Here is an 11,460-nt window from a genome sequence, read left to right on the forward strand (position 1 = left end):
ATAAATGAAAATTTTGAAACTCCTATTGAGCTGCGCTCTCGTAACGACGTTCGCAATCCAGCCGGTTGCGGCCGACGAAGTTGCGAACGGCGTTATCGAGATTGTCACGTTCAAGCTAAAGCCCGGCATCTCCATCCGCGCGTTCGAATCAGTCGACAAAGCTGTGGAGCGTGAACACGTCTCGAAACAGCCGGGTTTTATTTCCCGCGAGAGTGCGCATGGCGCTGACAACGAATGGTTGGTGGTCGTCCATTGGCGATCCGTGAAGGACGCCGATGCCTCGATGGCGACTTTTCAACGCGCTGGTGCGGCCGGCCAGTTCATGTCGATGATCGATGCTTCCACGATGAGCATGAAGCGATACCAGAAGTAATCCCTCAGGCAGCGGCCCGCGGGCCGCTGCCTTGGATGCGACCGTCCGTTCCTTCTTCATTGGCATATCCATGGCTTTTACACCTCATGATATGTATATGGACGCCTCCCGTTTGCGAAGGATTTCGAGCAACCTGACCTGACAGGAACGGCTTGCGCTGTATATCCAGCCGTATCGCAGCGGATACGTGAATTCGGCGATACCGTGCAAGACCGACGCCTGGATCGGCACCGGGGCCACCGTCACAAGATCAGGACCAGGCCGCCCTCAGCGCCCCTTGCTCGCCGCCGCCACCCACCGATCGAACGTCGCCTTGTTCGCAGCGATCCACTGATCCGCCAGCGTCGTGACGATCGCCGACGAACCATGCGCCTGGCTGATCGCCAGCTCCCAGTTCGACCAGGTCGACGAGGGAAAGTGGATCTGCTCGACCAGCGCGCGCACCGGCGCATTCGCGGCGATGAAGTCCTTGTTGGCCACCGCGCTGTAGTTCCACGAGGCCATCGCCATCCGGCACGGGTTCGCCCCGCCCGCGCAGCCCGGCACGTCCTTCACCAGCGCCGAGCCGGCGTTCGGCACGTTCGGCGGCAGCGCGTCGGCCGGCGTGGGCAGCCAGACCACGTCCTTGCCCGGCACCAGCTCGCTGGTGGTCCACGAGGGGCTCCAGGCATAGAAGAAGGCCGGCTCGCCGCCCTTGATGCGCGACACTACATCGGCCATCAGCGCCTCGTACTTGCCGGTGACCGGCTTGACGGTCTGCCGGAGCCCGAACTTGTCGAGCTGATAATTCACCACGTCGCCGCAACTCCAGCCGGGATCGCAGCTGATCAGCTGCGCCTTGCCGTCATTGCCGAACAGCGCGGCGATCTTCGGGTCCTTCATCTGCTCGAGGCTGGTGATGTTGTGCGCGAGCGCCGTCTTCCGGTCGATCAGGTAGCCGTTGATACCGCCCCCGTCGATCTGCCCGCGGCCGACCTGCACCGCGCGGTCCTGCACCGCGCGAAAGTTCGGGTCGCTCTGCGGGAAGTTGACGTCGGTTTCCAGGTCGACGTCCCCCTGCGCGACGGCCTGGAAGAACAACACCGTGCCCATGGTCTTCAGCTTGACGTCGTAGCCCATCGCCTTGAGCGCCTTGGTCGTGATCTGCACCGATACGTAGTTGGCGCCGAGGCCGTCGGTCTGCGCATAGTTGATGGTCTTGCCTGCGCCCGGCAGGTCGGCGGCCGACGCAGCGCCTCCGGTAACGAGCGTCGCGACGCACGCCAGTGCGGCCAGTGCCGGTTTCAGTTTATTCATGATCGATCTCCATGCCTGTTTGGATAGGGTGTGATGCATGCCGGCACGCCACGCGCGCCGGTTTGTTGTTGTATTCCACCTGCCTCGAACCGCTCGGCTCGCTACGTCGCGAGCCGCTTCAGCGGGCCAGCAGGCTCGCGTCGGATGCCCACGACGGCAATCCGTCCACCTTGGTCTTGACCACCTTCGTCACCACGTAGGTGAAGTAACGCTCGATGCCGAGCTGCGCGCCGAGCAAGCTGTCGATGAACTGCTGGTAATGCTCGATGTCGCGCGACAGCACCTGCATGACGTAGTCGACGCCGCCGCCGGTGGCCAGACACTCGACGATCTCCGGCGCCGCCGCGACCCGCTCCTCGAAGCGACGCATGTCCTGCGCGGTATGCCGAGCCAGCGTCACCTCAACCACCACGCGGCTGCCGGTGAACGCGCCGGCCCAATCCACTTCCGCGCGATAGCCGCGGATCAGGCCCTGGGCCTCGAGCCGCTTGACGCGCTCCCAGGCCGGCGAGATCGACAGGTTCACCTCCTGCGCGAGCCGCGATTTGGTGATGCGCCCTTCGGTCGAGAGGATGCGCAGGATCGCGATGTCATAACGATCGAGCTTGATCCGCCCAGCCCCGGCGCCTGCCTGTTCACCCTTCATGGTCCCCCCCTATCCTCGATTGGATGAACTACCTTAGGGGAGGTCAAAAAACCATACCTCCTCTGAAACGAGGAAAGCAGACCGCGGTGCTCCGTCGTTTGCTAGCAGCCCGGCGCGGCGCGCTTCCCCGTTCCTGCGCGTCATACGGGTTTATCTGGCGCCGGCCGCGATGCGATCCGCAACCTGGTCGACTGCCTGCCTCACCTGCGCGACGATCTGCGCCCGATCGAGTATCGGCACCTGGCCGATCACCGAACGGTCGGCGGGATTGCGCACGTCCAGCGTCGCGCCGCTGTCGCTCGACAGCCAGCGGCCGTCGACATGACATTGCGAGCGGATCGGGACCGGATGTCCGGTAAGCATGGCATCGACTCCAGAAGGAACGGTATGGCCATTACTATGTCCCCGCGGCCGCCTCGAAACTTTTGGTTCAGTGGCAGCGGGCTTACGGTTTTTTCTGCTTGTCGGGCGGCGCACGGAAAGAACGCAAAACCAGGTCCGCCCGGCACCGTCAGCCCAGCACGCCCTCACTCACCAGCACTTCATGCGCCGCCTTGAAGGCACCCAGGCCGTGGGGAATGCCGGAATAGGCCGTCGCGTGCAGCAGGGCCGCCTTGATCTCCTCGACGCTGACGCCGTTGTTCAAGGCGCCCTTTACATGCAGCTTGAGTTCGTTGGTATGGCCCGCCACAGTCAGCAACGCGATCTGCATCAGGCTGCGGGTGCGGCGGTCCAGGGTGTCGTCGCCCCAGGCCCATCCCCAAGCCCAGGCCGTAGTCGCGCGCTGAAACGCCATCATGAAATCGTCGGCCTTCGCCAGCGAGGCATCGACATAGTCGGCGCCCAGCACCTCGCTGCGAATCGGCAAGCCCTTGTGGAACAGCGCGTCGTCTTCGTTCATCTCCACTCTCCTTTCATTGGACGAAAAAAAGCGCGCGGCTCGCCGCGCGCCTGGTCGATACCACCCTTCACTTCGCCTGGCTGGCCACCGTGATCCATTGATCGAGCTGGGCCTTGTTGCCGGCCATCCAGTCGCCGGCCAACTGCGTGATCAGCGCCTGGGTGCCGCCGTTCTTGCTGATCGCGTATTCCCAGGATGACCAGGTGGTCGAGGGGAACTTGATCTGCTCGATCAGCGAGCGGATCGCCGGATTGGCCGCGATGAAGCCGCGGTTGCCGACGGCGCCCCAGTTCCAGGAGGCCATCGCCATACGGCAAGGGTCCGCGTCGCCAGCGCAACCCTTCACGCCCCTCACCAGCGGCGAGCCGCTATTGGTCATGTTGGGCGGCAAGGCGGCCTCCGGCGTCGGCAGCCAGACCACGTCCTTGCCCGGCACCAGGCTGCTGACAGTCCAGGAGGGGCTCCAGGCGTAGAAGAAGGCCGGCTTGCCCTGCTTGATGCGCGCCACCGTATCGACCATCAGCGCCTCGTACTTGCCACGCACTGCGCGCACCGTGTCCTGCAGGCCGAACTTCTTGAGCTGGTAATCGACCACGTCGCCGCAACTCCAGCCCGGATCGCAGCTGATCAGCTGCGCCTTGCCGTCCGAGCCGAACAGGGCAGCCAGCTTCGGATCCTTGAGCTGGGCGAGATTGGTGATCTTGTAGGCGTCGGCGGTCTTCTTGTCGATCAGGTAGCCGTTGATGCCGCCGCCCACGATCATGCCACTGCCGACGATCTGCGCATCCTTCTCCACCGCGCGAAACGCCAGCTCCCGCTGCGGGAAGTTCACGTCGGTTGCGAGGTCCTCGTCGCCCTGCGCCACCGCCTGGAAGAACAAGGTGGTGTTCATGGTCGTCAGCTTGACCTCGTAGCCGAGCCGCTTCATCGCCGCCATCACGATCTGCGTGGCGACGTAGTTGCCACCGAAACTGTCTCCCTGCGAATACCGGATCGTCTTGCCCTTGCCCGGCATGTTCTGCCCGAACGCCGGCACGCCTGCCATCATCACCGCCGCGAGCGCTGCCGCGCCGCATGCTGCCGCCAACCTTTTCATCGAGCTACTCCTGCGTGTGGATACGATCGTCCACGGACGATGCTTGCTGGAAATCGATCCGGCGCCATGTCGGCGACGGGGAACACGGCGCGGCCACCCGGTGCAGCCGCGCGCTTGCGCTGCATGACTTCAGAGCGCCTGCTTGGGATCGCTGTGCTCGGGCAAGGCCGGCGCCGCAGGCCCGCCGCGGCCGCCGCGCACCAGCCGCACCACCACCGAACGCAGCGAGCCGCCCGCGCCGGGCTGCGAACGCGCGAGCTTCTGGGTCACGCGGTCGAGCATCATCGCCAGCATCACGATCGCCACGCCGCCGATCGCGGCCTGCCCCACGTCGAGCCGGCCCAGGCCCTGCAGCACCACCAGGCCGAGCCCCTCGGCGCCGATCATCGAGATCACCACCGACATCACCATCGCGGTCAGCACGGTCTGGTTCAAGCCGCCGAGGATGGTCGACACGGCCAGCGGCAGTTGCACTTCCCAGAGCAGCTGGCGACGGTCCGCGCCGAACGCGAGTCCGGCCTCGACTAGTTCGTGGTCGACCATGCGGATGCCGAGATTGGTGAAGCGAATAAGCGGCGGCATCGCGGCCGTCACCACCGCCACCTCGCCCGACACGGTGCCCACGCCGAACAGCATCACCACCGGCACCAGGTACACGAAGGTGGGCGTGGTCTGCATGATGTCGAGGATCGGCTGCACCACGCGCCAGACCCGCTCGCTGCGCGCGCAGGCGATGCCGATCGGGATCCCGATCACGGCGCAGAAGGCGATCGCGGTAACGATCAGCGCGAGCGTGGTCATCGCGTCCGACCAGACGCCGAGCACCGCGATGGCCAGCAGCCCGAGCAAGGTGAAGGCGCCGATCGCGCGGCCCGCGAAGCGCCAGGCCAGCAGCGCGCAAACCAGGCAGAACAGCGGGAACGGCACCGCGTGCAGGGCGTCGATATTGGCCTCGAGCAGCTTCTGGATCGGCCACTTGATGACCAGGAACAGCGGGCGCAGGTGCAGCGCGATCCACTGCACGGCGGCCTGGATCCACTGGGCGATCGGGAATACCGCCAGATCGTCGGCTTTAAACATGATGAGCTCCGTTGACGCTGCCCGCGCCGATGCGTGCGAGGATCTGCCCCGCTTCCAGCCGGCCGACCAGCCGACCCGATTCGTCGAGTACGCCGAGCGCGCGCGCCGTGCCGAAATGGCCGGCCACGTCGATCAGGCGCGCATGGCCCGGCACGCAGGCGAACGCGCCATCCAGCGGCGGCAGCGCGGCGCCATCGCGCAAGGCCTGCAACTGCGTGTCGCCCACCACACCGAGCATGCCCAGCACGCGCGCCTCACCGTCCACCACGAAGGCCGGCCCCGACCCCGCGCAGCCGAGCACGGTCCAGCCCTCGCGGCGCACCAGCGGCGCCAGCGGCGTCATCGAGGCCTCGGCGTTGAACAGGCGCGATCGATCGACCTCGCGCGTGAAGGCGGCCACGTAGTCGCTGCCGGGCGCGGTCACGATCGACTGCGGCGTGCCCTCGCGCACCAGCTTGCCTTCCGACATGATGGCGATGCGCGTGCCCAGCTTCAGCGCTTCCTGGAAGTCGTGTGTGATGAACAGGATGGTCTTGTTGAGGCTGCGCTGCAGGCGCAGCAGCTCGTCCTGCATCTCGGTGCGGATCAGCGGGTCGAGCGCGCTGAAGGCCTCGTCCATGATCAGGATGTCGGCGTCGGTGGCCAGCGCGCGCGCCAGGCCCACCCGCTGGCGCATCCCGCCGCTCAGCTCGTGCGGCATCTTGCCGGCCCAGCGCGCCAGGCCCACCACCTCGAGCACCTGCTCGGCGCGCTTGCGGCGCGTCGCGCCGTCCACGCCGCGCAGCTTCAGGCCGAACTCGACGTTCTCGATCACCCGCCGGTTCGGCAGCAGCGCGAAATGCTGGAACACCATCGAGATGCGGTTGCGGCGTACCTCGCGCAGCTCGCGCTCTCCCAGCGCGCAGAGATCCACGTCGTCGAGCAGAATGCGCCCGGCGCTGGGCTCGTTGAGCCGGTTCACGCAGCGCGCCAGGGTCGACTTGCCCGAGCCGGACAGGCCCATGATCATGTACATCGCGCCGGCCGGCACGCTCAGCGACACGTCGTCGAGGCCCACCACCTGGCCGGTGTCGCGCAGCACATCGGCCTTGCTGGCGCCGTGGCGAAGCATGCCGAGCGCGCGCTCGGGGCGATCGGAGAACACCTTGTACAGATGCTCGATTTTCAGGCGTTCAGTCATCAAGGTCACTCCTTCGGTGGAGCGGGCCGGGCGCTCGGCTCGGCCCGCTCGGTCGGCAGTTGTTGCAGCGGCGAAAACGCGGTGGGCACCAGGATCCGGTTCTCGGCCTGCTCGATCAGCTCGGACAGGCGCGGGATGAAGGCCTGCCAGCGCGGGTCGGCGGCGAGCCGCTGGCGGCGCAGGCGGCGGTCCTCGAGATCGGCATAAGCCCACCAGTGCACCACCTGGGACAGGCAGCCGATCTCGGTGGTGAAGTAACCGATCAGGTTGCCCAGCGCCGGCTGCTGCAGCGGCAGCGCCTCCTCGGCGACCAGCTTCAGGAAGCGCGCCATCGCGCCGTTGCGGATCCGGTAGATGCGCTCCTCGACGATCATCGGGCCGCCTCCCCGCTGTCAATCAGGAACTCCCGCATCAGGGCGGCGACCTGCTCCGGCGCCTCGTTGAGCAGAGAGTGGCGCAGCTTCGGCAGGATCACCAGCCGCGAATCCGGAATTCGTTCATGCATGTAGCGTGCCATCCGCGGGTTCGAGCCGGCGTCGTGCTCGCCGGTCGCAATCAGCGTCGGCATCGCGATCTGGTCGATCAGGCCGCCGAAATCGGTCTGCGCCAGCACGCGGTAGGCGGCCGCGTAGCAGTCCGGATCATTCTGCGCGTTGCGCCGGCGCAGCTCGGCCACCAGCGCCGGATGCCGCGCCTGGAAATCCTCGGTCAGCCAGCGCGACAGCGAGGCGTCGTAATGCGCGCCGCGCTCGCCCGCCTGCAGGGCGGCCAGCCGCTCGGCCACGCCCGCGCGCTCCTCGGCGGTGCGCCCGGCCACGGTGGCCAGCAGCACCAGCCGGCGCAGCCGCGCCGGACGCGTCAGCGCGAGCCGCTGCGCGATCAGGCCGCCCAGCGAGAAGCCGGCCAGGTCGAAGCGGCTGAAGCCAGCGTGATCTGCCAGCGCCAGCACGTCGCCGACGAAATCGTCGATCTCGTAGCGCCCCTTCACGCGCTCGGAGCGGCCATGCCCGCGCAGGTCGAAGCTGAGCACGCGAAAGCCGCGGCCCAGCGCGTTGATGGCGCCCTGCCAGGCCTCGAGATAGGAGCCTACGCCGTGAATGCAGACCAGTTCGCGCGGCCCCTCGCCCTGCAGGCGATAGGCCAGGCGCACGCCATCGACGGTCAGACTGCCCTCGATCGCGTCGGGCAGCGCCTCGGGAAGTGCGTCGCACATGGCTCAGGCCCCCGCCGCCGCGGCCTGGCGCTCGCGCTCGCGTGCGGCGAAGTGCGGCATGATCTCGTTGACGAACAGGCGCAGCGTCTTCATCTGCAGCTCGAAGGGCAGGTTGAAGGACAGGCCCAGGCAATACTGGTCGACGCCCTCGTCCTCGTAGATCTGCAACTTGCGGATCACCTCGTCGGGCGTGCCGAACATCAGGTTGTCGCGCACCGCCGCGGGATCGTAGTTGGCGCGATTGGCCACGGTCTCGAAAGGCACCGCCTCCGGGAAGCCGTTGCGCACGGTGCCAATGTTCTGCATCAGGTTCTCGAAGTAGCGGCCGTAGTCGACGCTGTGGCGCACGGCGGTCCGCCAGTCCTCCTCGCGGTCGTAGACGCAAGTGCGCCGCTGCATCATGAAGCGCGGGCGCGGATGCTCGGGATGGTCGGCCACCGCCTTGCGGAATTTCGCGCCGAGCACGGCCACCTCGGACGGCGGCGCCGACAGCGGCGTGGACAGGATGTTGGCGCCGATGCCGACCGCCCAGTCGAAGCTGCCGGGGTCACGCGTGGCCACCCAGATCGGCGGATGCGGCTGCTGCAGCGGCTTGGGCACCGAGGTGGCGAGCGGGAAGCGCCAGTAATGGCCCTCATGCTCGTAGTCGCCCTCCCACAGCCGCTTGACGGCCGGCACCAGCTCCTTCATGTAGGCCACGCCTTCCTGCTGGGGAATGCCGCCGGCCATCCGGTCGAACTCGTACTGGTAGGCGCCGCGCGCGATGCCGAACTCGAGCCGGCCATTGCTCAGGTGATCGCACATGGCGGCCTCGCCGGCCAGCCGGATCGGCGACCAGTAAGGCGCCACCAGGGTGGCGGTGCCCAGCCGGATGCGCTCGGTGTGCTGGGCCAGCCAGGTCAGCACCGTGAACGGGTTCGGCGAGATGGTGCATTCGATGGTGTGGTGCTCTGCAGTCCAGAGCGTCTCGAAGCCGCCTTCGTCGGCCACGCGCGCCAGCGCCAGCAGCCGGTCGCGCGCCTCGGTCATCGACGCCTCGGGGGAGAACCGCTCCATGCTCAGTGATACGGCGAATTTCATAGATGCCTCGTGTCGGATGGAAACGCGTGTTTCAACGCAGACGAATGACGAACGGATCCTGCATCGCGCCCGAGTAGTCGAGCACCACGTTCTTGAGCCGTGAGAACTCGCGCATCACCTCGAAGCCACCGCGCCGGCCGTAGCCGCTGTGCTTGAGGCCGCCGTTCGAGGACATGTAGGCGGCCGAGCGGTAGGTGTTGATCCAGACCGTGCCGGCGTCGATGTCGCGCGCGAAGCGCATCGCGCGGTCGATGTCGCGGGTCCAGATGCCGGAAGCCAGGCCGTATTCGGTGTCGTTGGCCAGCGCCATCAGCTCGGCTTCGTCCTGGAACGGCACCACGCCCACCACCGGCCCGAAGATCTCCTCCTGCATGAAGCGCATCGAGTTGGTGGCCTGGGTCATCACGGTCGGCTCGAAGTACCAGCCCTCGGCCAGGGCGCCCGAGCTCGGGCGGCGGCCGCCGGCCGCGATCCGCGCGCCCTCTTCCACGCCCGAGGCCACGTAGCGCTGCACCTTGTCCAGCTGGGTGGCCAGCGCGAGCGGCCCGATATCGGTGTCATCGTGCATCGGGTGGCCGACCCGCACGCGCCGGGTGCGCTCGACCAGGGCCTCGACAAAGCGCTCGTAGATCGAAGCCTCGACGAAGCAGCGCGAGCCGGCCACGCAGGTCTGGCCCGCCGCGGCGAAGATGCCCGACACCACGCCGTTGACGGCGCGCTCGATCTCCACGTCGCCGAACACCACGTGCGGGGACTTGCCGCCCAGCTCCATCTGGCAGGGCACCAGGTTCTGCGCGGCATTGCCGGCGATCTTGCGGCCCGTCACGGTGCTGCCGGTAAACACGTACTTGGCCACGCCGGGATGGCGCGTGAGCGCCTCGCCGGTGGTGGCGCCGTCGCCGGTCACCACGTTGAAAACGCCAGGCGGGATGCCGGCCTCGATTGCCAGCTCGGCCAGCGCCAGCGAGGAGGCGGTGGCGTGCTCGGACGGCTTGACCACTACGGTATTGCCGATCGCCAGGCACGGCGCCAGCGTGCCGGTCAGCATCATCAGCGGCGAATTCCACGGGATGATCATGCCCACCACGCCGATCGGCTCGCGCAGGTTGAAGTTCAGCATGTCGAGCTTGTTGACGGGGATCGTGTCGCCCTGCAACTTGTCCGCCATGCCGGCGAAATACAGATAGGAGTCCGGAATGGCGCGCATCTGCGCGCGCATCTCCTTGAGCAGCTTGCCGTTGTCGCGGCATTCGAGCAGCGCCAGCGCGTCGGCGTGCTCGAGCACCAGCTCGCCGAGACGGCGCACCAGCTTGCCGCGCTCGGTCTGGGTCATGCGGCGCCAGGCCGGGTTCTTCAGCGCGGCCTGGGCGGAGCGCACTGCCGCGTCGACGTCGGCCGCGTTCGACTGCGCGAACTCGTACCAAGGCGTCGAGGTGGTGGGATCGTAGCTCGGGGCATAGCTGCCGCTGGCCGGCTCGACGAAACGGCCGTCGATGAAATTGCCGATGCGCGCATGCTGCAGGGTTTCGACTGTGGTCTTCATGAAATGTCCTTGGTCATCCAGCCTGGGTTCAGGAGTGCACGTGATGGCGCCACGGCTGCGCCGCGCCGACGGTCGCGACACGCCCGCCGTCGTGCGAGCCCATGTAGATCGAATAACTGCCGCCGCCGGCCGTCTCACGCACGAAACGGCGCAGCATCGCGCGCATCTCGACCGAGGCGATTTCGTCGTACGGAAGCGCGTCGAGAGCGAAGAAACGAAACTCCGGCGGCAGCGCCAGCGCGCCGCGCGGCTCGGCCAGGCGGGCCCGGTAGATGAGGTAGCCGGAATCGTGGCCGTCGGTGTCGTAGACGGAGTAGAGGAAGGTGTCGTCGGACATCAGCGCCAGCGAGCCGCCGCCCGCCACCGGCAGGCGCCCGTCCACCAGCCGGCGCGGCGCGGTGGGGAGCACCCAGCCGCCCTTGCCGTCGTCCACCAGCAGCACCTCGCCCTGCGCCTCGATCAGGTAGCCGACGATCATGTCGGTGGACGACAGCCAGCCCGGCGGCAGGGGGTCCTTGACCTGCGCGTAGCGGCCGCGGCAGAAGCCGAGCGGCGCCGAGGGGCTGGTGCCGAAGGCCTGCACGCGGCCGATCAGGATCAGGTGGTCGCCGGCCTCGACGCGCTCGTGCATCGAGCAGTCGAACCAGGTCAGGCAGTCGGTCAGCACCGGCGCGCCGGTGTGCACCACGTCGTGGCTGATCGAGGCGAACTTGTCGACCGCCTTCGAGGCGAACAGGTTGGAGACGTCCACTTGGCTGTCACTCAACAGGTTCACCGCGAACTTGTCGGCGGCGACGAAGGCCGGGTAGCTCGACGCGCCCGCGCCGACGCAGACCAGCAGCAGCGGCGGATCGAGCGAGACCGAGGCAAAGGAGTTAGCCGTCATGCCGCGCGGGCGGCCATCGGCGTCGATGGTGGTGAGCACCGTCACGCCGGTGACGAAGGTGCCGAAGGCGCGGCGCAGCGCCTTTGGGTCGATGGTGGTTCGGTTATCGGGTACTGCGGCTTGCATGGCCATTCACCTCGTACATCGTTGTCTTGAGGTGAATGTA

At 67.2% G+C, this 11,460-nt stretch carries 13 protein-coding genes; 1 reads left to right on the forward strand and 12 read right to left on the reverse strand.

What is annotated here, in order from left to right; genetic code table 11:
- Nucleotides 1-4 precede the first annotated feature (4 nt).
- Entirely contained in the window at nt 5-373 is a 369-nt protein-coding gene (locus BAMB_RS21590; protein WP_011659297.1) for an antibiotic biosynthesis monooxygenase family protein, read from the forward strand.
- Between the two features lie 267 nt (nt 374-640).
- Here BAMB_RS21590 and proX (BAMB_RS21595) read toward each other — a convergent pair whose 3' ends face one another.
- The 12 genes from proX (BAMB_RS21595) to BAMB_RS21650 form a co-directional block, all read right to left on the reverse strand.
- The gene (gene proX, locus BAMB_RS21595) at nt 641-1,669 is read right to left on the reverse strand and encodes a glycine betaine/L-proline ABC transporter substrate-binding protein ProX (protein ID WP_011659298.1); all 1,029 of its coding nucleotides are present in this window, start codon (nt 1,667-1,669) and stop codon (nt 641-643) included.
- Between the two features lie 118 nt (nt 1,670-1,787).
- Nucleotides 1,788-2,315, reverse strand: coding sequence for an Lrp/AsnC family transcriptional regulator (locus tag BAMB_RS21600; protein WP_011659299.1), 528 nt, complete (start codon nt 2,313-2,315; stop codon nt 1,788-1,790).
- 150 nt (nt 2,316-2,465) lie between these two features.
- On the reverse strand, nt 2,466-2,678 hold the full coding sequence (locus BAMB_RS21605) for a succinate-semialdehyde dehydrogenase (NAD(P)+) (protein WP_011659300.1): 213 nt from the start codon (nt 2,676-2,678) through the stop codon (nt 2,466-2,468).
- A gap of 148 nt (nt 2,679-2,826) precedes the next feature.
- Nucleotides 2,827-3,216 carry a carboxymuconolactone decarboxylase family protein gene (locus BAMB_RS21610; protein WP_011659301.1) on the reverse strand — a complete coding sequence of 130 codons (390 nt, stop codon included), beginning with the start codon at nt 3,214-3,216 and terminating at the stop codon, nt 2,827-2,829.
- Nucleotides 3,217-3,283: 67 nt separating this feature from the next.
- A complete protein-coding gene (proX, locus tag BAMB_RS21615) occupies nt 3,284-4,312 on the reverse strand; it encodes a glycine betaine/L-proline ABC transporter substrate-binding protein ProX (RefSeq protein WP_011659302.1) in 1,029 nt (342 codons plus the stop codon).
- Between the two features lie 129 nt (nt 4,313-4,441).
- A complete protein-coding gene (locus tag BAMB_RS21620; protein WP_011659303.1) occupies nt 4,442-5,392 on the reverse strand; it encodes an ABC transporter permease in 951 nt (316 codons plus the stop codon).
- Nucleotides 5,385-6,572, reverse strand: a complete 1,188-nt coding sequence (locus tag BAMB_RS21625; protein ID WP_011659304.1) for a quaternary amine ABC transporter ATP-binding protein — start codon at nt 6,570-6,572, stop codon at nt 5,385-5,387. Before BAMB_RS21625 ends, BAMB_RS21620 begins: the two co-directional genes overlap by 8 nt.
- Before the next feature lie 5 nt (nt 6,573-6,577).
- A complete protein-coding gene (locus BAMB_RS21630) occupies nt 6,578-6,946 on the reverse strand; it encodes an NIPSNAP family protein (protein ID WP_011659305.1) in 369 nt (122 codons plus the stop codon).
- Nucleotides 6,943-7,785, reverse strand: a complete 843-nt coding sequence (locus tag BAMB_RS21635) for an alpha/beta fold hydrolase (protein WP_011659306.1) — start codon at nt 7,783-7,785, stop codon at nt 6,943-6,945. Before BAMB_RS21635 ends, BAMB_RS21630 begins: the two co-directional genes overlap by 4 nt.
- A gap of 3 nt (nt 7,786-7,788) precedes the next feature.
- Nucleotides 7,789-8,865 carry an LLM class flavin-dependent oxidoreductase gene (locus tag BAMB_RS21640; RefSeq protein ID WP_011659307.1) on the reverse strand — a complete coding sequence of 359 codons (1,077 nt, stop codon included), beginning with the start codon at nt 8,863-8,865 and terminating at the stop codon, nt 7,789-7,791.
- Between the two features lie 31 nt (nt 8,866-8,896).
- Nucleotides 8,897-10,408: an aldehyde dehydrogenase gene (locus BAMB_RS21645; protein WP_011659308.1), complete on the reverse strand. Its 1,512-nt coding sequence runs from the start codon at nt 10,406-10,408 to the stop codon at nt 8,897-8,899.
- Nucleotides 10,409-10,436: 28 nt separating this feature from the next.
- Complete coding sequence (locus tag BAMB_RS21650) at nt 10,437-11,420, reverse strand: flavin reductase (RefSeq protein ID WP_011659309.1); 984 nt, start codon at nt 11,418-11,420, stop codon at nt 10,437-10,439.
- Nucleotides 11,421-11,460 lie beyond the last annotated feature (40 nt).

The organism is Burkholderia ambifaria AMMD (assembly GCF_000203915.1).
Classification (GTDB): Bacteria; Pseudomonadota; Gammaproteobacteria; order Burkholderiales; family Burkholderiaceae; genus Burkholderia; species Burkholderia ambifaria.

What these genes read in the sequence shown, in the direction of transcription:
- BAMB_RS21590 (WP_011659297.1), top strand. Translation starts at nt 5, where the DNA reads ATGAAAATTTTGAAACTCCTATTGAGCTGCGCTCTCGTAACGACGTTC.
- proX (WP_011659298.1), bottom strand. Translation starts at nt 1,669, where the DNA reads ATGAATAAACTGAAACCGGCACTGGCCGCACTGGCGTGCGTCGCGACG.
- BAMB_RS21600 (WP_011659299.1), bottom strand. Translation starts at nt 2,315, where the DNA reads ATGAAGGGTGAACAGGCAGGCGCCGGGGCTGGGCGGATCAAGCTCGAT.
- BAMB_RS21605 (WP_011659300.1), bottom strand. Translation starts at nt 2,678, where the DNA reads ATGCTTACCGGACATCCGGTCCCGATCCGCTCGCAATGTCATGTCGAC.
- BAMB_RS21610 (WP_011659301.1), bottom strand. Translation starts at nt 3,216, where the DNA reads ATGAACGAAGACGACGCGCTGTTCCACAAGGGCTTGCCGATTCGCAGC.
- proX (WP_011659302.1), bottom strand. Translation starts at nt 4,312, where the DNA reads ATGAAAAGGTTGGCGGCAGCATGCGGCGCGGCAGCGCTCGCGGCGGTG.
- BAMB_RS21620 (WP_011659303.1), bottom strand. Translation starts at nt 5,392, where the DNA reads ATGTTTAAAGCCGACGATCTGGCGGTATTCCCGATCGCCCAGTGGATC.
- BAMB_RS21625 (WP_011659304.1), bottom strand. Translation starts at nt 6,572, where the DNA reads ATGACTGAACGCCTGAAAATCGAGCATCTGTACAAGGTGTTCTCCGAT.
- BAMB_RS21630 (WP_011659305.1), bottom strand. Translation starts at nt 6,946, where the DNA reads ATGATCGTCGAGGAGCGCATCTACCGGATCCGCAACGGCGCGATGGCG.
- BAMB_RS21635 (WP_011659306.1), bottom strand. Translation starts at nt 7,785, where the DNA reads ATGTGCGACGCACTTCCCGAGGCGCTGCCCGACGCGATCGAGGGCAGT.
- BAMB_RS21640 (WP_011659307.1), bottom strand. Translation starts at nt 8,865, where the DNA reads ATGAAATTCGCCGTATCACTGAGCATGGAGCGGTTCTCCCCCGAGGCG.
- BAMB_RS21645 (WP_011659308.1), bottom strand. Translation starts at nt 10,408, where the DNA reads ATGAAGACCACAGTCGAAACCCTGCAGCATGCGCGCATCGGCAATTTC.
- BAMB_RS21650 (WP_011659309.1), bottom strand. Translation starts at nt 11,420, where the DNA reads ATGCAAGCCGCAGTACCCGATAACCGAACCACCATCGACCCAAAGGCG.